This window comes from Subsaximicrobium wynnwilliamsii, from assembly GCF_007997225.1.
Lineage (GTDB): Bacteria > Bacteroidota > Bacteroidia > Flavobacteriales > Flavobacteriaceae > Psychroserpens > Psychroserpens wynnwilliamsii.
The window spans coordinates 68931-93722 of the sequence record NZ_VORM01000003.1; the positions used below are offsets into that span (position 1 = coordinate 68931).

The following is a 24792-nucleotide window of genomic DNA, read 5'->3' on the forward strand; positions in this document are numbered from 1 at the left end:
ATATGTTTTAGGTTTTTAATTTATTTATGATCTCTGTTGCATTTGTGTAAATTCAAGTACAATAAATTCTGCTGGTCTTGATGGCGCATAACCGATTTTCACAATCATTCGCCCCTCTAAAATATCTTGGGCTGTCATGGTTTGTCCTAAACCTACGCTTACAAAAAATGCATCCTCTGGTTTTGCTCCAGACAGACCACCGTCTCGCCACACAACACTTAGAAAATTGGAAATCATCCCATTTACAGCAACCCAGGTTTGTTTTACATTTGGTTCAAACACAAAATTAAAAGCTGCTTTTTTACAGGATTCTTCTATCATGTTGGCCAAGCGACGTACATTAATATAGCGCCAGTCGTTACTATTTCCGTCTAAAGTTCGTGCACCCCAAACCAACAAGCCTTTACCTGTGAACTTCCGGATGGCGTTTATTGATTTTCCGGTTTCATGTACATTCATTGTGGCTTGTTCTTTATAATTCACATCATCCGTTAAGCCTATGATGCCATTTAAACTCACATTTGCCGGAGCTTTCCAAACCCCTCGGTTTGCATCCACATAGGCATAAATACCCGCCATTGCGCCACTAGGTGGAACAGTATTCATGGTTCCATTCAGTCTTGTGATGATGCCGGAATATTCAGAAAGCATGGATACCAAATTATTTTCTTCCTGAAGTTCTAAATCTCTCAAATTCGCGACTAACGAATTCAAGCTTTGAACTATTTGATTGTGTAATTTATCCAAGAGATTTTTTACTTTGGAAAAGTCGGCAGCATCAGAGTCGCTGTTTTGGTTTAGTTGATTATCATAAGGATTTGGGGTTGAAACAGGGCCGGTTGAAGAAACCTCCCAAGGTGCTATAAAATCACTAGCACCTGTTACTAATGTAATATCTGTATTATCATCCAAGCCGTTAAAGGCGGTCGCGAAATCAAAAATTCGTTGTGCTAAAGATTGTAGAGAACCCGTAATGGCATTTTCTACTTCAGTTTCTAACAAGCCGCTTCCACTAACATCGCCTAAAGGCCTGAGTAAATTCCAAAGACTCGCATTATAATCGTTTACGTTTGATTCTGAAGTTATATCAATTTTAGCATTGGCAAGTTTAGCATCATGGCAAGCGGTGGCGAGTGTGTCTAAGTCAGATTGATATTCGTCAAATTTATCAATAGCTGTAGTTATCTCACTATTAGAACTATGCGCCGCTCTAAAATCCACACCCCCGTTTACAATATCGCGGTATCTGAATTGATGCCCAAAACTGGATTGTAAATAAGGATAATAAGCTGCACCGTACTTTAAGTCTCTGTTGCCAACCTGATCTCTAAAAGCCGCTAAATCGGTGCCCAAATCACTTGCAATCCTAACATCCATAATGGTAAACCGGTCCATTAGTTCACTACAATGCGTCAATGCAGCCTTTTGCACTAGTCCTAGATTTTCTGCAGTTAAATTGATGGCATCCGGAAAAAGGATCAAGGTGGGCTCATCGAAACTTTCCAAAAGTGCCAGCCCATCTTCAAACGGTGTGGAAGCACTGAAATCAGGGGCAGAATCAAAACTGCCAATTGAAACGATATAGCAATCGCCGCCGCCATTTGCGTAGAACAAGCGTAAACTATTATAAAGTTTAAATTGGCTTTCTGTGACATCATAGATGTTTGTAGCCAAATCAATATTCATGCTAGCTGGCGGGGAAACCCCTCCAAACAATACTTCAAATTCAAGCATAGATGCTATTTTAGTTGGCTCATTTGTGCCAAATTCTGTATAACCAATAAAGGCGGGAATTGCTGTGGCTACTTGTGCCACACTAGGCGGGAATGCATTCTTTTCGATGACATAAACGCCAGGGGTTTTGAGTGTACTCAACATAATATTTGTGTTTTAGTTTTTTGTTAAATCGTTTGTTGTTTCTATGACAAATCCATCAGCCGTTGATTTGTCCAATAAATCGATACGGACACGCTCAATGATGCCATATCCGTCTTCGGCAATACCTTGAATTGGAATCAGTTTTACTTTGTAAATAACAGATGGTAAGTACTTCCCTCCTATAATTGACCATAATTGATTTTGCTGATTGAGATCCATATTTTGAATCTCAAGTACAATCTGAAGGTTTTCAGGTCTTCCCGGTAACGGAATTTCATAAATATGTTGCTCTTGAAAACATTCCAAGACCTTTTCCAGTCTTTGTAAAGAATCTGTATATCTTGCATTACTACTGCAAGCCGCGAACAATAAGTTTAAACTAAAAGATTTTTGAGGATTAGACCTTTTACTGTAATCATCGTTTCCGTCTTTGATGAAATAGACATTTTTATTATTGGCCAAGCGTTCCTCATCAATCTTAAGAACCGTGATGAAAATTTTTGAAAAATTGACTGACTTAAATTCATCATCGCTCAAAAGTCCTACATTACCCACACTAACACTGTTAGAAGTCCCAGAAAAACTTTCGATTCGATCTTTAATAAATTCTAAGACTGGAACGATTGTGTTCATAATTATAACAAATAGTTTATATGGAAGTAAAAACCTTTATTTTCAATTGATAAATGCGATGTTATATGATTTACAATAGAGCTTGGCATAGCATAAATGGCAGCTTTTTGATTTCATTCAATAGCCAAAATTATGCTCGTGACAATGCATCTTTTTAATACATTATCAAGTTCAAAACTGTACTGTTAAAATTTTTGTGGAGATAATCTAATTTTACTAAACTAGATCTATATACTCGAAATATAAAAATATTCTTTCACAATCAGTTGTAAAAACCCGCCCTTTAATTTGAAAGTCAGGAATATAGTATGTTTTAGAAAGTGCTAATTGAAATGAATCAAGCAATTTTAGTGAAACCAAGTTCTTGAAGAAAACTGAATTTGTCAAAATGAAATTTGAAGAGAAATGCTCCACAATAAATTTTATAGTCCATGGAGGAATGGAGAAAATCCTGATATTATAAAAGCGAAATTAAGAGTGATTAGTAAGTAAGCCAATCAATTTGGGTTTCGGCAAAATTAAAATCAAAACGAACATTGATTTTAACTCTATTTTAGTTTGCTGAATCCATAACATTTGATTGTGATTAAACATCTAATGATATCTTGATAAAATGACAATCAATGGGATAATCCTTGAATCAAGTTCTCGTTTATAATAAACATATTCTGTGAATTTTTCCATATTATCATGGATAAGGCAGATCAATACAACAGCTTTGTCCGAAATCTCTGTATATCTAAATAAATGCAATAAGTCTGTAGCTAAATTTAAACTGTTTGTTTTTTCGGCTTCATCCTTATATTTTTCAATAATTGCCAAGGCATTGGGCAAAATGGGGATTTTGACCGTTTCATTTGTTTTTTCACGTTTGGTAAAGATCCAATAGTTGTTGTCGATGCCCCTAATAATATGGTTCAAAGTCAGTTCCCTGGCACCTAAATAAGAAAGTACCGTATAACAGGAAAATGTAAAACAGTCCTATACACGTTCCAACCGCTCCATAGTGAAATGCATGTTTTCAATCAGTTCGAGTTCGCGCTAAGCAAGGAACTGTCTGTCAAATTTATTGTACTTAAGCTGAAACTGATTGAACGGATTTTTTGGAAACCATAATAACTTAACGGCAAGGTTGCCCATTTTTTTAAAGCGTTTCAAATGTTTTATAATGCCATTATTGGAACGCACCAATTCCTTTTTTGGATTTCTGAAGGCTCTCAGGAACTGCTCAAATTCACCAATGAACCGATAGTTCAATTGTTTCAGGTAAATGTCATCCGCTTTTGAAACTTTACTCAAATACTTCAAAAGACATCTTCCTGTAGTGTGATATTTTTTCATGGTGCCATATTTCAAAATGCCGACCATGCTGGCACTATGGTAGGCTATGCGCTGATTTAGTGTCTTATGGCTCTCGTCCAGACCCAAATAACGTGCTTTAATGGCGTTTGCGGTTCTCTCCTTATTCCAGAAATTGTTTATGGCAGTCCAATTAAATGGCTATTTACTTGGTCTAGGCAGGTATTGAGGACTTTTGTTTTGTAGGAACTTCCACGTGCCCTATTCCTGTTGCTGTCCCATCATAACTTGATTCCATTTGGAGGAAACATAAATGATATGAACTAAGTATTTCGCTTTTTTAAAAAAAAGATCTACTTAGATTGTTTACATTTTTATATCTGAAGCAAACATAAAAAAAGCCAAAAAAAAATTAATTTTTTTGGCTTTTAATGGTCGGGGTGGCAGGATTCGAACCTGCGACCTCCGCGTCCCAAACGCGGCGCGATAACCGGGCTACGCTACACCCCGAATTGGTTATCTCTAACGGGATGCAAATATAAATTATTTTATTCATCTGAAAAGAAAAAAAAGATAAAAAATTTGTGTTTTTTGCGCTAAGGGCCTTCGCTATTAAGCCCTAATTTTACAATTCACTTTTTGAAGCCTCTTTTAAATGTCCCAGATTAAAACTTATCTCTCCATAACCCTATGTTTTTTCTGGTGCTACAGCGCATTGGCGCAAACCGAGTTTAATGCTAAGGTTATTGAAATGGCTAACGAAACACCCTTGGCCAATGCCTTTATTATCAACACAAAAACTAAAGACACACTAATTTCCAATAAAAATGGAAATTTCAATATCACTGATTTTGGCAGCTATCTCCTTCAAAAACCGGGTTATTTTTCAAAGACAGTCCAGTTTAGTCAAAACGATTATCGCATTGTAAGCTTGCAAATCAACCCTCAACAATTGGGCGAGGTCGTGTTTAACACAAACCATGTGCCTAAACCTTTAAAAAAGGCTACTGCAGCAATAAACATTGTCACTTCAAAAGACATAGAACGGGCAAACAACATCAATTTTTCCCCTGTCTTAAATCGGGTGCCTGGCGTTTTTATGCAGAGTGGCACCCTAAGCACCAATCGCATTGTGATTAGAGGCATTGGTTCAAGGACGCTTTACGGCACCTCCAAAATTCGGGCCTATTTTAAAGACATCCCCCTTACCAACGGAAGTGGCGAGACCAATATCGAGGATTTTGAATTGGGCAGTATCTCCAGCTTCGAGATTATCAAAGGTGCAGTCTCCAGTATTTATGGAGCTGGCCTAGGCGGCACCATTCATCTTAAGCCCGAAAGTGCAACGTTCAATCAAACGAGCTTTAGTACGGAGCTCACTTTAGGTTCATTCGGACTTGTAAAAAGCCTCAACGAACTCAATTATGGCGCTTCAAAAAGCAACTATAAAGTGGTGTATAGCCATACTGAAAGCGATGGATATCGCGATAACAACAATTACAATCGAGAAACCTTAACTTTAAACTCCAATCACTATTTAGGTGAAAAAGACGAACTGTCATTCTTGGGAAGTTATGTTGATTTAAAAGCTTTCATCCCAAGTTCTATCAATGCATCCGATTTTGAAAATCGTCCAAAAACCGCTGCTCTCAATTGGAAACAGGCTCAAGGATACGAAGCTGCAAAACGTGGGATTTTCGGCTTATCCTGGAAACACCAATATTCCAGTTCTTTAAACCAAAACACGAGCATTTTTACCTCTTTTAGAGATGCTTATGAGCCAAGACCTTTCAATATTTTAACTGAAAATTCTTTTGCCTTTGGCATAAGGACCAGGTTATTGGGCGACATAAAGCTACTCGAAAAGGATTTGAACTGGACGCTTGGCGCTGAAGTATTCCGGGAGCATTACCGCTCTAAAACTTTTGAAAATCTTTACGAAGCGTTTCCTATCGGGACTGGAAGTGTTCAAGGGGCAAAGGCTTCAGATTTCAAGGAAAAACGGGACTATTACAACCTCTTTTTTGAAGGCAACTATGAATTTTCAGAAGCGACTACGCTTTCCGTGGGATTGAACATGAATCAAACTGGGTATGATTTGACCGATGATTTTGCTGTTTCCGAAGAAAATCCAGACCAATCCGGCAATTTTCAGTTTAAAACCATTCTGTCACCAAAATTTGGGGTGTCGCATCTGTTTTCTGAAGCAATTTCAGCTTTTGCAAGTATTAGCCATGGCTTCTCGCCCATTTCATCGGCAGAGACCTTATTGCCCGACGGACAAATAAACACCCAACTCAAACCTGAAACGGGGTGGAATTTTGAATTGGGCACGCGTGGCACGTCTCTGGACAACAGACTCAATTATAGCCTGAATATATACCGCTTGGATGTCAAAAACCTACTGGTCGCAAGACGCGTGGGGCAAGACCAATATATTGGGGTCAACGCTGGTAGAACCCAACATGATGGTCTCGAATTATCGGCAGAATACCAGTGGTTTCAAAGCGCAGACTTTACTTTAAGCAGCTTTGCCAATTATAGTTTGAATCATTATAAGTTCAAGGAATTTATTGATGATGGGCAAAATTTTTCTGGTAACGAACTTACTGGCGTTCCCAATGGGATTTTCAATGCAGGAGTGGATGTGACATCTAAAATTGGCTTCTATGGTAATATCAACTTTCAGCAGGTGGGTAAGATGCCTATTACAGATAGCAACAACTTATATTCAAATGCTTACAGCTTGACCAACCTCAAAATTGGTTACGCACCAAAATTGAGCGAGCAATTACAACTCAATCTATTTTTTGGGCTCAACAATATATTTGACACGGCTTATGCCTCGCAAATTTTAATCAACGCCAACAGTTTCGGCAACGCGGCACCTCGCTATTATTATCCTGGAGAACCGTCAAATTACTTCAGCGGAATTAGCCTAAATTATGTTTTTTAATTAACTTGAACCAAAAATCCATCTCATGAACCATCGCTGCACGCTTTCAGTTTTAGCTTCCCTCCTTTTATGGAGTTTATTGGCCTGTGCCCAAGATAAAAATCCCATCAATACCAAAAATTCACATGAAGTGGTAGTACCCGATTTGAGCATTCCCTGGGGCTTCTGCTTTTTACCCGACGGTGCTATGCTCATTACAGAAAAGGAGGGCGAGCTCATTCATTTTAAGGATGGGAAAAAAACTCAGATTTCTGGCATTCCCGAAGTTTACAACCGTGGTCAAGGCGGACTCATGGACATAAAATTACACCCAGATTATAAGGACAATGATTGGATTTATCTAACCTATGCCTCTTCGGAAGGCGAGGAAGAAGGAGGAAATACCGCCTTGATGCGCGCTAAACTTAAAGACAATGCGCTTGTGGAACAGGAAATACTTTACAAAGCAACCCCAAACACCACAAGAGGACAGCATTTTGGGTCGCGCATTGTGTTTGACGATGACGGATATTTGTTTTTTACCATTGGCGAACGTGGCAATCGCGATGAGAACCCTCAGGATATTAGCCGAGATGGCGGGAAGGTCTATCGTTTGAATGACGATGGCAGCATCCCAGATGATAATCCGTTTGTGAACACGCCTAATGCCAAAAAAGCCATATATTCCTACGGGCATCGCAATCAGCAAGGGATGGTTATCAACCCTACAACCCAAGCCATTTGGGCGCATGAGCACGGGCCTAAAGGTGGCGACGAAATCAACATTGTCGAAGCTGGAAAAAATTACGGCTGGCCAGTTATTACATACGGCGTCAACTATTCTGGCACCACAATTACCGATGAAACCTCGAGACCCAACATGGCACAGCCATTGTATTATTGGGTGCCTTCCATTGCCCCCAGTGGTATGGAATTCATCTCTAGTGATGTTTACGAAGGCTGGAAGGGGAATCTCTTGGTGGGCTCCTTGAAGTTTCAGTATTTGGATAATTGCTATATTAAAGACAATAAAGTGGTCAAGCAAGAACGCCTATTGGATGGTTTAGGACGGGTGCGCTCTATAAACCAAGGCCCAGACGGGTTTATCTATGTGGGCATTGAAAATTTAGGTATCGTTAAATTGATTCAGACGAAATGAAAAATTCCTTAATAATCATACTTGCGGTTTTGATGTTCTGTGCTTGCAATACTACAGAAAAAAAACAGGGTTTAGCAGTCGCTTCTTCTTCCGAACTAAAACCGGTAAAACAGGATTCCGAACTTAGCGAAAGCATTGCACGAGGTGAGAGTATCTATACCGATTTCTGCATGAGTTGCCATTTACCAAACGGCCAAGGTGTTGCGAATGTGTATCCGCCCCTTGCAAATTCTGACTATCTCAAAAACAAGCAAACGGAAAGTATTAAGGCCATAAAATATGGATTGTCTGGCAAAATTGTGGTCAACGGAAGCCCTTACAATAACGTCATGTCGCCCATGGGACTTGAAGATGATGAAACCGTCGATGTGATGAATTACATCAACAACAGTTGGGGTAACACTTTTGGTACGTTGATAACTGAAACACAAGTTTCAAAAATTGAACAGTGAAAATAGTTGTGAATTGCTAAATTTGTAACCTAAACAAGTTATAAAAAATATGCTCATTATAGGAATCGCAGGCGGAACAGGCTGCGGAAAAACAACTGTGGTCAACCAAATACTCAACGAATTACCAGAAGGCGAAGTTGGTATTCTGTCGCAAGATTCGTATTATATGGATACCACGCATTTAAGTTATGAAGAACGTACCAAAATCAATTTTGATCATCCAAGATCTATCGATTTTGAGCTATTGGAGGCGCACCTCAAGGCTTTGCGCAGAGGAGAACATGTGGATCAACCCGTATATTCCTTTGTAAAACACAATCGAACCGGCGATACCATCAAGACCAAGCCCAGAAAAGTGATGATCGTTGAAGGCATCCTTATTTTGACGCACCCTGAGTTACGCAAGCTATTTGATATTAAGATTTATGTGCATGCCGATAGTGATGAGCGCCTCATAAGACGACTCAAACGCGATATTTCAGAACGTGGTCGGGATCTTGATGAAGTGCTTGCCCGTTACCAAAATACTTTAAAGCCTATGCATCAACAATTTATAGAACCTATGAAGGAGTATGCAGATATCATCATCCCAAATAACCGCCATAATATGGTGGCCATTGGCATTGTGAGAACCATTATAAATGAGAAACTCAACTATGTTTAAATATCTCAAAAATATCTTTGTGCTCATCTTCATCTGTTTTGCAATTTGGATGCTGTTTTTTGATGCCAATTCGCTAATAATCCACAGTGAACTCAACTCTGAAATCAGTGACCTCGAAGACCAAAAGGTCTATTATGGCAATGAAATCATCAAGGATAAAAAAGCCATTAAGCAACTGAGTACCGATGAAGGTATCGAGAAAATGGCACGTGAAAAGTATTACATGAAGAAAGAAAATGAAGACATCTACATCATTGAATATGAAGATAGCCTGAAATTAGAAACACAAGATGACTAAGCCATTATTCGAACAATTCAAAGCAGTTTCCGCAAAGCAATGGAAGCAAAAAATCCAGGCCGATTTAAAAGGTGCAGATTATAACGACACCTTAATCTGGCATTCCAACGAGGGCATTAACGTGAAACCTTTCTACCATGCCGATGATTTTGAACATTTGCCCAACACTTCAGAAGCGCGCGCGAGCCAGTTCAAAATTTGTCAGACTATTTTTGTTGCCAACGTGCAAATGTCCAACAAAAAAGCATTGGACGCCATAGAACGTGGTGCAGAGTCGATAAAGTTCATTATCCCTGCAGAAGACATTTCCATAGAGCAACTGCTTCAGAACATAACTCTAAGCAGCATTCCTATATATTTTGAATTGCAGTTTTTATCTTCGGATTATGTAAAAAACATCCCTTCAGAAAATACTGTTATTCTAAATGATATCATCGGAAGACTGACTTCAACGGGAAATTGGTTCAAGACGCTTAACGAAGATTTCTCAAAATTCGAAACCATTGTAAAACAAACCGCAAGCTTTTCCGTCGATGCGTCCATTTATCAAAATGCAGGTGCGAACATGACCCAGCAATTGGCCTATTGTTTGGCTCATGCTGCGGAATATTTGCAGGTTTTAGACCATAAATTAACTGAAGCAGAGAAAGCCAAATTAGAAGTGCATTTTACGGTTGCGGTAGGCAGCAATTATTTTTTTGAAATCGCCAAATTACGGGCTTTAAGAACCCTTTGGCGCAGTCTGGCTTCAGAATTTAACGTCAACCCGAAGTGTGAGATTTTTGCCATACCCACAAAACGCAACAAAACGCTTTATGACTATAACACCAACATGCTGCGCACCACTACAGAATGTATGAGTGCAATTCTTGGTGCTGCCAATACTGTTTGCAATTTAGCTTACGACGCCATTTACCATAAAGACAACGAGTTTGGCGAGCGCATTGCTAGAAACCAATTGCTCATTTTAAAAAATGAAAGTTATTTTGATAAGGTCGATAATCCAGCCGACGGCGCTTATTATATTGAAACACTAACAACCGAATTAGCCACTAAGGCCTTAGAAATATTTAAAGACATCGAAGCCAATGGCGGATTTTTAGCCCAATTGAAAGAAGGTACCATCCAACGAAAATCAAAGGAAAGCGCCCAACAGGAACAGCAACAGTTTGATCAGGGAAAAATCACGCTTTTAGGCAGTAACAAACATCCCAACCCCGAAGACCGCATGAGCGATGACATTGAGCTTTACCCGTTTGTCAAGACAAATCCCGTTAAGACCTTGATTGAGCCCATTATCGCAAAACGTTTGGCAGAAACCATTGAAAAAGAACGCCTCAAGGCTGAAACGGAGTAATCATCAATGGAAATACATTTTTATTTTAAACCATAATTTTTTTTACAAATGAAGCTAAAGATTACCCTTATCGTATTTTGCCTGTGTGTATGCACTTGCCAAAAAGACAACAAAGCCACATTAGAGTACACTTATGCTACAGACACTTCCATTTTGGATTGCGGCACAACAAATACCAAACTTTTTGAGGAAGCATTGCTATCTTTTGAAAATGATATCGTGGCCTTTTACAAGCCTTTTAATGGCCAAGTGGGCAATGCGTATAAACAGTTCATAACTGCTACCACGAATAGGCGTGCAACGTATAACGATATCATTTCAGACCACAGCAAAGCAGTTTTCGAGGCATTGAAAACTGATAAATCACTTTGGAAAGAAGGGCAGCAAGGTAAGGCATACAACTACAGTCATCCCATTTTTAGTTGCATTAGCGAGCACATAACCGATGAAAAACTTGGCACCACCTATAGGGCATTATTAAGCACAAACAGCATGTCACCACGCATGTTGGAATATGAAATCCAGCGTCGCGTGTTCAGCCTAAGTACCGATAAATTTTTTGCGACACACGTAGCCTTAGATCTGTTCTACGGAAAATTGCATGAAGTCGATTTTACCAAACCTAAAGCAGACCTTTCGGGAGAAATAATAGACCGAAAAAATAATCCGAAAACTGAAAAAGACCCGCATGCAGGGCATAATCATTAGATTGACGAGTGACGATTGACGATTGACGATTGACGATTGACGATTTTAGAATTTAGAATTTGGATTATTAATTGTTTACCAATAAAATACGATTGATGAAAATGTATCACTAATCACTAAAAAGCGCCATTCATGCAACGCCTCGCCTTTGCGCCTTTGCGCCTTTGCGAGATAAAATATAACTTTATTAGGAATTTGAATTATTAATGGGTTACCAATAAAATACGATTGATGAAAAAGTATCACTAATCACTAAAAAGCGCCATTCATGCAACGCCTCGCCTTTGCGCCTTTGCGAGATAAAATATAACTTTATTGGGAATTTGAATTATTATTAATGGGTTACCAATAAAATACGATTGATGAAAACGTATCACCAATTACTAAAAAGCGCCATTCAAGCAACTCTGCGCCTTTGCGCCTTTGCGAGAGAAAATATAACTTTATTAGGAATTTGGAATTTGATTTATTAATTGTTTACCAATAAAATACGATAGATGAAAATGCATCACTAATTACTAAAAAGCGCCATTCATGCAACGCTGCGCCTTTGCGCCTTTGCGAGAGAAAATATAACTTTATTAGGAATTTGATTTATTAATTGTTTACCAATAAAATACGCTTGATGAAAATGCATCACTAATCACTAAAAAGCGCCATTCATGCAACTCTGCGCCTTTGCGCCTTTGCGAGAAAAAATATAACTTTATTTAGAATTTGAATTATTAATGGGTTACCAATAAAATACGATTGATGAAAACGTCTCACTAATTACTAAAAAGCGCCATTCATGCAACGCCTCGCCTTTGCGTCTTTGCGAGATAAAATATAACTTTATTAGGAATTTGATTTATTAATTGTTTACCAATAAAATACGCTTGATGAAAATGCATCACTAATCACTAAAAAGCGCCATTCATGCAACGCCTCGCCTTTGCGCCTTTGCGCCTTTGCGAGATAAAATATAACTTTATTGGGAATTTGGAATTTTAAAACATTAAACCTTTCTCAATAACTCACAAATTTCACTTTGTACTTTGTACTTTGATCTTTCTACTATAAACAAAATTATGCGTAAAAACCTCCAACATATTCAGCTAGAGCCCGAAGGAAACAATAATTCTACGGAAGCATCCTCAGCTTCGTTTAAGACTGCCGAGAATATCGAACTCAAGCTTCAGTATTCAAAAACAGACCTTGAGCATTTAGAACATTTGAATTTTGTGGCGGGCATTTCGCCTTACTTGCGTGGTCCCTATTCCACGATGTACGTTCGCCGCGCTTGGACCATTAGGCAATACGCTGGTTTTTCCACTGCAGAAGACAGTAATGCCTTTTACAGGAGAAATCTCGCTGCGGGACAAAAAGGACTTTCCGTAGCTTTTGATTTGGCCACACATCGCGGATACGATAGCGACCATGAACGCGTCACTGGCGATGTTGGTAAAGCTGGGGTGGCCATTGATTCGGTTGAGGATATGAAATTGCTTTTCGACCAGATTCCGCTAGATAAAATGAGCGTGTCCATGACGATGAACGGTGCGGTTTTGCCCATTATGGCTTTTTATATTGTTGCCGCGGAAGAGCAAGGCGTAGCTGCAGAAGCGCTGCAGGGTACCATCCAAAATGATATCCTCAAGGAATTTATGGTGCGAAATACCTACATTTATCCGCCAACGCCTTCCATGAAAATCGTATCCGATATTTTTGAATACAGCAGCAAACACATGCCCAAATTCAACAGCATCAGCATTTCGGGCTACCACATGCAGGAAGCAGGTGCCACTTGCGATATTGAATTGGCCTACACGCTTGCCGACGGACTCGAATACATCAAAAAAGGGCTTGAAGCGGGGATGGATATTGATACCTTCGCCCCAAGATTGTCCTTCTTTTGGGCCATTGGCATGAATCATTTCATGGAAATCGCCAAAATGCGCGCTGCTCGTATGTTGTGGGCAAAGTTGGTGTCGCGATTTAATCCGAAAAACGAAAAATCCTTATCCTTACGCACCCATTGCCAAACTTCAGGCTGGAGTTTAACTGAACAAGACCCATTCAACAACGTGGCGAGAACCACCATTGAAGCTGCGGCAGCAGCCTTTGGTGGCACACAGAGTTTACACACCAATGCGCTTGATGAAGCCATTGCGCTCCCCACAGATTTTTCGGCACGTATCGCCAGAAACACACAAATCTATTTACAAAGCGAAACCCAAATCACAAAAACAGTTGACCCTTGGGCGGGCAGTTTTTATGTCGAAAAATTAACCCACGACATTGCAGAGGAAGCTTGGAAACTAATAGAAGAAGTTGAGGAATTGGGTGGTATGACCAAGGCGATTGAAGCCGGCATCCCTAAATTGAGAATTGAGGAAGCTGCTGCTCGAAAACAGGCGAGAATCGATTCTGGCAGAGATGTGATTGTTGGCGTCAATAAATACAGACGCGCTGAAGAAGACCCTATTACTACCTTAGAAGTAGATAACCAAACCGTTAGAAATGGCCAAATTGAACGCTTGGAACATATAAAAGCCACCCGAGATTCAAAGAAAGTCACTTCTGCCCTATCCAATTTAACCAAAGCTGCAAAATCTGGCACTGAAAATCTTTTAGAATTAGCCATTGAAGCTGCAAGACATCGCGCGACCCTTGGCGAGATAAGTGATGCGCTAGAAGTAGAATTTGGACGTTATAAAGCAGAAATAAAATCCTTTTCAGGCGTGTATAGTAAAGAAATAAAAGACGATAGCAGCTTTCAAAAAGCAAGAGAGCTCGCCGATAAATTTGCCGAGCAAGATGGCAGAAGACCAAGAATCATGATTGCCAAAATGGGACAGGACGGCCATGACCGTGGTGCCAAAGTGGTTGCCACAGGCTATGCCGATGTGGGTTTTGATGTTGATATTGGTCCGCTCTTCCAAACACCAAAGGAAGCAGCCAAACAAGCTGTTGAGAACGATGTGCATATTTTGGGCGTTTCCTCTCTCGCTGCCGGCCACAAAACGCTGGTGCCTCAAGTGATTGAGGAACTTAAAAACTATGGTCGCGAGGACATTATGGTCATTGTTGGTGGCGTGATTCCGCAACAGGACTATCAATACCTATTCGATGCGGGTGCAGTCGCTGTTTTTGGACCTGGCACTAAAATTAGTGAAGCCGCCATCGAAATTCTCGATATTTTGATGGGTTAAATTATGATTTCTCTTACGCTGAAAACACTTTTTTTAAAATCCCTTTCAGTTGGAATTCTTTTTCTAAAAAAAAGACGAATCCTTTAATTCACTATCTTGTTAAATAATATCTAAAAATCATTGGGGCTTTGCCCTATACGAATTTATGACATCCCTTCGGGATTGGATTCAGTCCTGAAGGGACCACATACACTAACGATGGACGCAGTTCGTCATTATGGATGCGAGGCGTCATATCTAGCGATAGATGCCGAAAAGTCTCGCCCCGCTCTCGATGCGCAGCACAGCATAGCCAGTCCTGAAGGGACGACATACACTAACGACGGATGCAGTCCGTCACTATAACCATCACTATGGGACAGTCACTAGTTAAAAACTATCTTCACATCGTGTTCAGCACCAAATACAGGCAAAAACTCATACATGCACCCTACGAAAAAGAACTACATGCTTACATCGGTGGTGTATGCAACGAACTAGAGTGTACAGTACTAATCGTAGGTGGCTACACAGACCATATTCATATCTTATGCATGCTCAGTAAGAAAATCGCCCTAATGAACTTAGTTCAAAAAGTAAAAGCCAATTCCTCAAAATGGTATAAAACGAAAGATAAGCGTTTAGAAGACTTCTTTTGGCAGGATGGTTATGGCGCCTTTTCAGTGAATCCAAAGGGGGTGGATGTGGTATATCGGTACATCCAAAATCAGCATGCACATCATGAGAAAACAGAATTTCAGACTGAATATCGCGCTATACTGAAAAAACACAAGGTGGAATATGACGAAAAGTACGTTTGGGATTAAAGCTTAGATAGATCAAGCGTAACCAACATGAATCGATTTCAAATTAAACCACAATGGACTTCAAGTCCATAGTTTTTTTGAAACCGACTGAAAGTCTATTGAATTCGTGAAATGAATGGTATCTCATGACGTCATTTTTAGATAACAAACGGTTTCGTGAAAACCTGCCTACCGGACAGGCAGGTTTGTGAAATTCGTGGCAAAACATTTTAACTTTATTTGAGACCAATAAAATGTAAACTCTAAAATCGACTTAGCGTTTATTCAAAATGTTCAAAATACACTCTTTTATGCTTATATTAGAGCATCTCAAAAAGTTCAAGGTTCAAAGTTCAAGGTTCACAATTTGGAATTTGGAATTTGGTCCCGATAAATATCGGCATGGAATTTAGAATTTTATCAACAATAAACTTAAAACAGCAAACATATGAATTACACCAACAAAATGCTTCGCGATGACGCGCTCAAAGGAAAAACCATAGTGGTCACTGGTGGTGGCAGCGGCCTGGGAAAAGCCATGTCCAAATATTTTATGGAACTCGGTGCCCAAGTCGCCATCACGTCGCGAGATTTAGATAAATTAAAAAACACAGCCAGTGCGCTTGAGAAAGAAACAGGAGGCTCATGTCTTCCCGTGCAGTGCGACGTGCGCCATTATGACCAAGTGGAGGCCATGCACGATGCGGTTATTGCCAAATTTGGTAAGGTAGATGTCTTGCTCAATAATGCTGCTGGCAATTTTATTTCGCCAACCGAGCGATTATCTGCCAATGCTTTTGATGTGATTATTGACATCGTTTTAAAAGGCTCCAAGAACTGTAGTCTCGCATTCGGTAAACATTGGATTGATAGCAAACAGGAAAACACCAGTGTGCTCAACATCGTTACCACTTATGCTTGGACCGGTTCGGGCTACGTTGTGCCAAGCGCTGCTGCAAAAGCTGGCGTACTCGCTATGACCCGCAGTTTGGCTGTGGAATGGGCAAAATATGGGATGCGCTTCAATGCCATTGCACCAGGACCATTTCCTACGAAGGGCGCTTGGGACCGTTTGATGCCTGGCAACCTTCAGGAAAAATTTGATATGGCCAAAAAGGTACCACTCAATCGTGTTGGAGAGCACCAAGAACTGGCCAACTTAGCGGCTTATTTAGTCTCTGACTTTTCGGCATATATCAATGGAGAGGTCATCACTATCGATGGTGGCGAATGGCTTCAAGGCGCGGGACAATTTAATATGCTTTCTGAAATTTCTGAAGATCAGTGGGATCAATTGGAAGCTATGATTCGCAAGAAAAAGAATAAGTAAGCCCTTTTCTTTAGTCTTCATTTATCGATTTTGTCAAATTAATTGAAAGAAAATCAGTACAACACTAAAGTTTAAACTAAATTTTTAGTTATTTTAGTGCCCTATTTTAAATCCATAAAACACTCTAAAACAATGATTAGAAAATCTAAACAACTACAGAGGCTCGCTTTTGCCCTTTGCTTTGTCTTGACCTCTTCGGTATTTGCTCAAGAAACGCTCAGCAAAAAGGCCTCAACAAACCTTTCCGAAGAAAAAATTCCATTCAACCCTGAAGTTAAAATGGGTAAATTGGATAATGGTCTTACCTATTACATTAAAAATAATGGGAAGCCTGAAAATAAGGTCGAACTGCGCTTGGTGGTCAACGCAGGCTCTATACTCGAGAATGACGAGCAACGGGGCCTCGCGCATTTCATGGAACACATGAACTTTAACGGTACCAAAAATTTCGAGAAGAACGAACTTGTGGATTACCTTCAAAGTATTGGTGTTAAATTTGGCGCACACCTCAATGCCTACACCAGTTTTGATGAGACGGTTTACATTCTTCCCATCCCAAGTGATGACCCTGAGAAACTTGAAAAAGGCTTTCAGATTATCGAGGACTGGGCACACAATGCCTTATTGACCGACGAGCAAATCGAAAGTGAGCGCGGTGTCGTGCTTGAGGAGTATCGTTTGGGTCAAGGTGCCAATGAACGCATGATGCAAGAGTACCTTCCTAAAATGCTTTACGGCTCAAAATATGCAGACCGCCTTCCGATAGGTCAAAAAGAAGTGCTTGAAAATTTTGATTACGACACATTAAGACAATTCTATAAAGACTGGTATCGCCCAGATTTGATGGCTGTTATTGCCGTTGGAGATGTGGATGTGGCTACTTTGGAAGCTAAAATCAAAGAGCACTTCGGAAATATTCCAAAACCAAATAACCCAAAACCTCGCGAGAGCTTCGAACTGCCAAACCACAAGGAAACTCTTGTTTCGGTAGAGTCAGACAAAGAAGCGTCTTTCTCTCAAGTGCAAGTGATGTTCAAGGACACCGAAGATGCCCAACCAGACACTACGCTAGAAGATTATAGAAAATCAATCGTTGAAAACGTGTTCTCCCAAATGATAAACAATCGTTTGGATGAATTGACCAATGGTGAGAATCCGCCCTTTGTATTTGGTTCCAGTTATTACGGAGGTACTTATGCCAAGACCAAAAACGCCTACCAATCTTTCGCCATGACCAGTGAAACTGGACAACTCAAAGCCTTACAAACACTTTTGGAGGAAAACCAACGCGTTAAACAACATGGTTTTTATGAGGGCGAATTTGAACGTGCCAAAAAAGACATCATGGCGCGCATGGAAAAAAGTTTCAAGGATCGCGATAAAATGGAATCCAATCGCATCGTCGGTGAGTACATTCGGAATTTTCTTGAAAACGAACCTATGCCAGGAATTGAATGGGAATATAATTTTTATAAAGAACAACTACCAAAAATTGATTTGACAGAAGTCAACGCTCTAATTTCTGATTACATCAAAGATGAAAACCGCGTGATCATTCTTACTGGCCCAGAAAAAGAAGGCCTTACCAATGCAACGGAAGCTGAAGTTCGCAGCATCTTGGAAGAAGTTGGCGAGGAAGAATTAGCACCTTACGAAGATACCGAAGTGGCCTCTTCACTTATAACAGACGTGCCAAAAGCTGGCACAGTGACCGATTACAAAACCAATGACGTCTTAGGAACTACTACCCTAACGCTAAGCAATGGTGCCAAAGTGACTTACAAAGTAACCGATTTCAAAAACGATGAAATTCTGTTTGATGCGTATAGTTACGGTGGAAACTCACTCTATTCGCTAGAAGATTACAAGGCGACAGCAAATGCCAATGGCGGACTTTCAGAAGCCGGCGTTAATGGCTTTGACAAAACCGAAATGGGCAAAATGATGTCTGGTAAAATAGTGAACGTGAGACCTCGAATCAGCACTTATAGTGAAGACATTTCTGGGAATGCCTCGCCAAAAGATTTGGAAGATTTGTTCCAATTGGTGCATCTCTATTTTACGGCTTTAAATAAGGATGAAAAAGCGTATAACTCTTACATTGACAAACAAAAATCATTTTTAGGCAATATGATGTCTAATCCGCAAACCTATTTTTCCATTAAAATGGGCGAATGGATGTATGGCGACAACCCAAGATATATGGGCTTCCCAACACCAGAAATGATGGATGAGGCCAATTATGATTTGGCTTATGAAAAATATAAGGAACGTTTTGCAGATGCAGGTGATTTCCATTTTTATTTCGTCGGAAATATCGATGAAAAAAAACTGGTAGACTTCGCAAGTCAATATATTGCAAGCTTGCCCGGGAAGAATTCCAACGAAATGTATGAAGTGAATGATTTTAGACCCTTAACTGGGCAACATGAGAAAATCATTGAAAAAGGTGCAGACCCAAAAAGTTCGGTAAGAATAACCTACCACGGGCCAACCACTTATGATACGAAGGAAGATTTTGCCTTGGAAACCCTAGGTGAAATATTGACCATAAAATTGGTAGAGCAATTACGAGAGGAAGAAGGTGGCGTTTATGGCGTTGGTGCAAGAGGAAACATGAGCAATATGCCTTATGATTGGTACTCCTTCACCATCGGTTTCCCATGTGGTCCAGAAAATGTGGACAAACTCAAAAATGCTGCCCTGGCAGAAGTTGATAAATTAGTAGCCAACGGCCCAACCCAGAAAGATCTGGACAAGGTCAAGGAAACCTATTTATTAGACCATAAAGAAGATATGAAAGACAATCGCTTTTGGTTGAACAGCTTAAAAAATGCCGATTATCTTAAAAAAGATGCCAACAAGCTCATGGATTACAACAAGAACGTAGAAGGCTTAACTACTGAGTATTTGCATGAAGTAGCTAAGAAATATCTCTCAGGAGATTATTTGGTGGGAATTCACAACCCAGAATCTTGATCTTAATCACAAGCTTTAAAAAGCATTTATGCATAAAGCAGTCCGCGAGGGCTGCTTTTTTTGTTTTCTCATATCCAATCAGTAATTGTATTAGGATTGAAAACCTGAATTTTTCAGTGGTTTCAAGACTTTTTAAAACTTTTCGATTTGCGCTTTAATGATTTTTAGAAGACAAACATTTGAAAAATATAGAGGAACGATTACACGGTTTGTCAACTAGGTAAAATCATCCTGACCATTTTGGGGATTGTTCATGATTCTCAAAGCGTAGGGGTCTCTAATCTTAACCGGGCAACAATGCGTTTTATAAGATAGTGTTAACAACTTCAATTTTCTAAACTCACAAATAATCGTATTTTTACAGCTCAAAAAACCAAATCAATTAATGGGTAAGATCATTGCTATTGCCAATCAAAAAGGAGGTGTGGGGAAGACCACAACATCGGTTAATCTCGCGGCATCCTTGGGCGTTCTTGAAAAAAAAGTATTACTTATTGATGCCGATCCGCAGGCTAATGCCACTTCAGGACTTGGCATTGATGTAGAAACCATAGAAGTGGGATCCTACCAACTTTTGGAACATACCGCCAAGGCGGAAGACTGCATCATTAGCACCGATTCGCCCAACGTGGATATCATCCCTGCACACATAGACTTGGTGGCCATTGAGATTGAGCTGGTCGATAAGGATCAGCGCGAGTATATGATGAAACAGGCCATTTCCCATCTTCGGGAGCAGTACGATTACATTCTCATTGACTGCGCTCCCTCATTGGGTTTGCTAACCTTAAATGCACTTACGGCTTCAGATTCGGTCATTATCCCAATCCAATGTGAATATTTTGCCTTGGAAGGTTTGGGTAAATTACTTAATACCATAAAAAGTGTTCAGAAAATCCATAATAAGGATTTGGATATTGAAGGCATGTTATTGACCATGTACGACCAACGCTTACGCCTATCCAACCAAGTGGTAGAAGAAGTTCAAAAACATTTTAGTGATATGGTTTTTGAAACGATCATTCAACGAAACGTGCGTTTGGGTGAAGCACCAAGTTACGGTGAGAGCATTATTAAATATGATGTGAGCAGCAAAGGTGCTTCAAATTACTTAAGTTTGGCGAAGGAAATCATAAACAAGAATTCATAATGGCGAAGGCAACAAAAAAACAAGCTTTAGGTAGAGGCTTATCGGCCTTGTTGAAAGATCCTTCCAACGATATCAATTCGATACAGGATAAAAATGCCGATACCATTATTGGCAATATCGTGGAACTGGATATTGAGGCGATAGAAATCAACCCCTTTCAGCCCAGAACCAATTTCAACGAGGAAACCTTAAGGGAACTTGCCTCTTCCATTCGCGAATTAGGCGTTATACAACCCATTACGGTTCGTAAAATGGAGTTCAATAAATTCCAATTGGTCTCTGGAGAGCGTCGTTTTAGAGCCTCAAAACTCATCGGTCTCCAAACAATCCCTGCGTACATAAGGATTGCGAACGATCAAGAATCCCTGGAAATGGCCTTGGTGGAAAACATACAACGCCAAGACCTCGATCCTATTGAAATTGCCTTGTCCTACCAACGCCTTATCGACGAAATTGCCTTGACTCAAGAGCAAATGAGTGAGCGTGTTGGCAAAAAACGATCTACCATTGCCAACTATTTACGCTTATTGAGGCTAGATCCCATCATACAGACTGGCATGCGTGACGGATTTATCTCCATGGGTCACGGCCGGGCCATTATCAATATAGAAGACCAAGAAAAGCAACTGGAAATCTACGAAAAGATCATTAGCGACAAACTCTCTGTTAGAGCTACAGAAACTTTAGTGAAAGCTTACCAAAACCCCAAAGAAACAAAGGCTCCTGAACCTGAGGAACTGCCGAAGTTTGTTAAAAAAGGCATAAAAGATTTTTCAGAATACTTCGGACATAAAATCAACGTTAAGGTCTCAAAGAATGGCAAAGGACAAATTACGATTCCATTCCATTCCGAAGAAGATTTTAACCGCATCAAAAAACTGGTTCAGAGTGCCAAATAAATCAATATATAGCTTTGCCTTGCTTTGTTTTTGGTCGCTATTATCCTTTTCCCAAGAAGATAAGCCTCCTGAGGACGTCAGTACCAAAAACGAGGTCCAAACAAACTTGATTCGCATCCAGGATTCAGTAAAGACCGAGCCATTAAACGTCCTTGCTCCTGCAAAAGCCGCCTTCTACTCCGCAGTCCTTCCTGGACTGGGCCAAGCATACAATAAAAAATATTGGAAAATTCCTCTGGTATACGCTGCCATAGGGATTCCTGCTTATTTTTACGTTAGCAATGACAAAGAGTATAAGCGCGTTCGAGATGCCTATAAAGACCGCTTGGCTGGTGTTGACCAATCTGGAACGGAGTTTGCCAACGTTTCAAACGATGGCCTTATAAGAGCGCAACGCGGCTACAGAAGAAACAAGGAATTAGCACTTTTATTGAGCATTGTTGGTTATGCTTTAAATATCATAGATGCCAACGTAGATGCACATTTGATGCAATTCAATGTCGATGAAAACCTTTCGTTAAGACCACACATCCAATACAATCAAAGAGAAAATGCATCGGACGTGGGATTAACCCTTAATTTTAAATTTTAAATCCATGAACATTGCACTTTTAGGCTACGGAAAAATGGGCAAGACCATTGAAACCATTGGCATAAATCGCGGGCATCACATCGTTTTGAAATATGATGGCGGTGCAGAAAATTTCAATTTGGAAAATTGTGATGTTGCCATCGATTTTAGTCTCCCCACTGCTGCCGTCAATAACATAAGCACCTGTTTAAAAGCGGGAGTCCCTGTGATTTCTGGAACCACCGGATGGTTGAAGGATTACGATAAAATAGTGGCGCTCTGTAAAGAAAACAAAGGCACGTTTTTATATGCCTCCAATTTCAGTTTAGGCGTCAATATTTTTTTTAAACTCAATGCCACCTTGGCAAAGTTGATGTCAAAACTTGAGCAATATAAAGCCAACATCACAGAAACCCATCACACACAAAAACGCGATGCACCAAGTGGTACCGCGATTACGCTTGCTGAAGGGCTTATTGAAAATTCCGACTATTCCAGCTGGACTTTAGACAGCCCTAAGGCCAAGCAATTAGGGATTGAAGCCAAACGTATTGACGACGTGCCCGGAACTCACGAGGTCGTTTACAAATCCCAGGAAGATAGCATTCAAATAACCCATACCGCACATTCGAGGCAGGGCTTTGCTCTGGGTGCTGTTATTGCTGCGGAATTTGTTCATGACAAAAAAGGGATTTTTACAATGAAAGACGTGCTAAATATTAGTTAATTTGCAAAACCGCAGTTGCTTTTCTATAGCCTTATACCTCTATATACCTTAAATTACAATTATGACAATTACGCAGTGGTTCATCTTTATTCTGGTCATTCAAATCATACATGGTCTTGCAACTTGGAAATTGTATCAAAAAGCAGGTCGCCAAGCTTGGGAAGCCTTTGTGCCTATCTACAACGCGGTCATCTTGATGAAGATCATTCGGCGCCCTTGGTGGTGGACGATACTTCTTTTTGTCCCCATTGTGAACCTGATCATGTTCCCAGTGGTTTGGGTGGAAACCGCGAGAAGTTTCGGCAAAAACCAATATCTCGATACTTTTTTAGCCATTGTCACTTTGGGTTTCTATAACTTTTACTTGAACTATGTGGCCGATGTGCACTACATTGAAAACAGGGATTTGCATCCAAAATCGAGTTCTGGGGATTGGGTAAGTTCCATTCTTTTTGCGATTGTTGCGGCCACCATTGTGCACACTTACTTTATACAACCGTTTACCATCCCAAGTTCCTCTTTGGAAAAATCATTGTTGGTAGGCGATTTCTTGTTTGTGAGTAAATTTCACTATGGCGCACGTATCCCAATGACTACCGTTGCGGCGCCTATGGTGCATGATACGATCCCATTTCTGAATAAAAAGTCCTATTTGTTTGATGACCATAAGGAAAAAAACAAAACCTCTTGGAAAAACAAACTTCAATTGCCCTACATGCGTCTACCCGGTTTTGAGGATATTGAGCGCAATGACATTGTGGTATTCAATCAGCCAGCAGATACCTTGCTGAATATGAATGACTTCAATCCAGATCGTAATTATTACAAACCCATCGATAAAAAAACCAACTTGGTAAAACGTTGTGTGGGCATTCCTGGGGATTCGTTGGAAGTTCGCGATGGTCTTGTCTTTATCAATGGCAAGCAAAATGAACTTCCAGACCGTGCATTACTTCAGTTTGACTATGACATTGTATTCAAGAACATAAGCTCAGATGAACAAGTGTATAGCATGCTAAAACGCTATGACATTACCGATCGTGTTGGTTTTGACCCAAAACAAGAATCCTATTATATTCAAGCGAGTCCGCAAGCAGTTGCCCAAGCCATAAACCACCCAAATATCGTTAGCATTACCAGACGCAGCACTCCTAAGGATTATGACCAAAATCTATTCCCACGTGAACCGCAGTTTCCTTGGAGCTACAATAATTTCGGACCTATTTACATCCCTAAGAAAGGCGTAACGGTTGATCTCAACCTCGATGTTCTACCCTTGTACAACCGCCTCATTTCCGAATATGAAAGTAACGACCTAAAGGTGAGAGGCAATCAAATCCTCATCAATGGGCAAGCAGCCACCTCGTACACCTTTCAGCAAAATTATTATTGGATGATGGGTGACAACCGAAACAACTCCATTGATGCACGCGCTTGGGGTTATGTGCCTTTTGACCACGTGGTTGGAAAACCCGTATTTATTTGGATGAGTTGGGACGGCTTAAAGAATCCACGTTGGGAACGATGGTTTACCACGGTTGGCGGAAGCGGAAAAGCGATTTCTTTCTTCATCCCGTTCTTGATCTTATTGGCCGTAATTTTTGCCTTCAATAAATTTAGAAAACGGAAGAAGGCTTAAGCTGTAGCCTTGTTTGTTGTGGAGTTGAATCTGAAATTTAACATTTGAGTTCGATTTTACATCGAAGTGCTAAATGGGATCTAAACGTTTTGCTTTAAATGGTATTTGGATTAGGCAATAGCACCACAACGAATG

Annotated in this window: 20 protein-coding genes and 1 tRNA gene; 16 read left to right on the plus strand and 5 right to left on the minus strand. The window is 40.2% G+C overall.

All coding sequences use genetic code 11. The features are described 5' to 3' along the window. Positions 1-24: 24 nt before the first annotated feature. The 5 genes from ESY88_RS03185 to ESY88_RS03205 all read right to left on the minus strand — a co-directional run bounded on the left by ESY88_RS03185 (position 25) and on the right by ESY88_RS03205 (position 4320). Positions 25-1878, minus strand: a complete 1854-nt coding sequence (locus tag ESY88_RS03185; protein WP_223270702.1) for a phage tail sheath C-terminal domain-containing protein — start codon at positions 1876-1878, stop codon at positions 25-27. A 12-nt stretch (positions 1879-1890) separates the two neighbouring features. Then, a complete protein-coding gene (locus ESY88_RS03190; RefSeq protein WP_147084578.1) occupies positions 1891-2511 on the minus strand; it encodes a DUF4255 domain-containing protein in 621 nt (206 codons plus the stop codon). Between the two features lie 594 nt (positions 2512-3105). Then, entirely contained in the window at positions 3106-3432 is a 327-nt protein-coding gene (locus ESY88_RS03195) for a site-specific integrase (protein ID WP_147084579.1), read from the minus strand. Positions 3433-3552: 120 nt separating this feature from the next. Further along, the gene (locus tag ESY88_RS03200; RefSeq protein WP_189702506.1) at positions 3553-3852 is read right to left on the minus strand and encodes a phage integrase SAM-like domain-containing protein; all 300 of its coding nucleotides are present in this window, start codon (positions 3850-3852) and stop codon (positions 3553-3555) included. A 390-nt stretch (positions 3853-4242) separates the two neighbouring features. After that, positions 4243-4320: transfer RNA gene (locus ESY88_RS03205), tRNA-Pro, on the minus strand. Between the two features lie 145 nt (positions 4321-4465). On the opposite strand from ESY88_RS03205, the gene ESY88_RS03210 reads away from it, so the two are divergent. The 16 genes from ESY88_RS03210 (at position 4466) to lepB (ending at position 24657) form a co-directional block, all read left to right on the plus strand. After that, entirely contained in the window at positions 4466-6766 is a 2301-nt protein-coding gene (locus ESY88_RS03210; protein ID WP_223270703.1) for a TonB-dependent receptor family protein, read from the plus strand. Positions 6767-6791: 25 nt separating this feature from the next. After that, positions 6792-7904, plus strand: a complete 1113-nt coding sequence (locus ESY88_RS03215) for a PQQ-dependent sugar dehydrogenase (RefSeq protein WP_147084581.1) — start codon at positions 6792-6794, stop codon at positions 7902-7904. Beyond that, a complete protein-coding gene (locus tag ESY88_RS03220) occupies positions 7901-8356 on the plus strand; it encodes a c-type cytochrome (RefSeq protein ID WP_147084582.1) in 456 nt (151 codons plus the stop codon). The genes ESY88_RS03215 and ESY88_RS03220 overlap by 4 nt, the downstream gene beginning before the upstream one ends. 49 nt (positions 8357-8405) lie before the next feature. After that, a complete protein-coding gene (udk, locus tag ESY88_RS03225) occupies positions 8406-9020 on the plus strand; it encodes a uridine kinase (protein ID WP_147084583.1) in 615 nt (204 codons plus the stop codon). After that, entirely contained in the window at positions 8998-9318 is a 321-nt protein-coding gene (locus ESY88_RS03230; protein WP_223270704.1) for an FtsB family cell division protein, read from the plus strand. The genes udk and ESY88_RS03230 overlap by 23 nt, the downstream gene beginning before the upstream one ends. After that, a complete protein-coding gene (locus ESY88_RS03235; RefSeq protein ID WP_147084584.1) occupies positions 9311-10675 on the plus strand; it encodes a methylmalonyl-CoA mutase subunit beta in 1365 nt (454 codons plus the stop codon). Before ESY88_RS03230 ends, ESY88_RS03235 begins: the two co-directional genes overlap by 8 nt. A gap of 48 nt (positions 10676-10723) precedes the next feature. Continuing rightward, positions 10724-11383: a hypothetical protein gene (locus ESY88_RS03240; protein WP_147084585.1), complete on the plus strand. Its 660-nt coding sequence runs from the start codon at positions 10724-10726 to the stop codon at positions 11381-11383. A gap of 1067 nt (positions 11384-12450) precedes the next feature. Further along, positions 12451-14577 (plus strand): methylmalonyl-CoA mutase, encoded by a 2127-nt coding sequence (scpA, locus tag ESY88_RS03245; RefSeq protein ID WP_147084791.1) that lies wholly within the window; start codon positions 12451-12453, stop codon positions 14575-14577. A 353-nt stretch (positions 14578-14930) separates the two neighbouring features. After that, positions 14931-15383, plus strand: a complete 453-nt coding sequence (gene tnpA / locus ESY88_RS03250) for an IS200/IS605 family transposase (RefSeq protein ID WP_147084586.1) — start codon at positions 14931-14933, stop codon at positions 15381-15383. A 427-nt stretch (positions 15384-15810) separates the two neighbouring features. Further along, the gene (locus ESY88_RS03255) at positions 15811-16692 is read left to right on the plus strand and encodes an SDR family oxidoreductase (RefSeq protein ID WP_147084587.1); all 882 of its coding nucleotides are present in this window, start codon (positions 15811-15813) and stop codon (positions 16690-16692) included. 132 nt (positions 16693-16824) lie between these two features. Further along, entirely contained in the window at positions 16825-19671 is a 2847-nt protein-coding gene (locus ESY88_RS03260) for a M16 family metallopeptidase (protein ID WP_147084588.1), read from the plus strand. 385 nt (positions 19672-20056) lie between these two features. Beyond that, a complete protein-coding gene (locus tag ESY88_RS03265; protein WP_147084589.1) occupies positions 20057-20821 on the plus strand; it encodes a ParA family protein in 765 nt (254 codons plus the stop codon). Beyond that, positions 20821-21720, plus strand: a complete 900-nt coding sequence (locus ESY88_RS03270) for a ParB/RepB/Spo0J family partition protein (protein ID WP_147084590.1) — start codon at positions 20821-20823, stop codon at positions 21718-21720. Before ESY88_RS03265 ends, ESY88_RS03270 begins: the two co-directional genes overlap by 1 nt. Beyond that, positions 21710-22312 (plus strand): DUF5683 domain-containing protein, encoded by a 603-nt coding sequence (locus ESY88_RS03275; RefSeq protein WP_147084591.1) that lies wholly within the window; start codon positions 21710-21712, stop codon positions 22310-22312. The genes ESY88_RS03270 and ESY88_RS03275 overlap by 11 nt, the downstream gene beginning before the upstream one ends. 4 nt (positions 22313-22316) lie before the next feature. Continuing rightward, entirely contained in the window at positions 22317-23018 is a 702-nt protein-coding gene (dapB, locus tag ESY88_RS03280; protein WP_147084592.1) for a 4-hydroxy-tetrahydrodipicolinate reductase, read from the plus strand. A gap of 61 nt (positions 23019-23079) precedes the next feature. Then, complete coding sequence (lepB, locus tag ESY88_RS03285; protein WP_147084593.1) at positions 23080-24657, plus strand: signal peptidase I; 1578 nt, start codon at positions 23080-23082, stop codon at positions 24655-24657. Positions 24658-24792 lie beyond the last annotated feature (135 nt).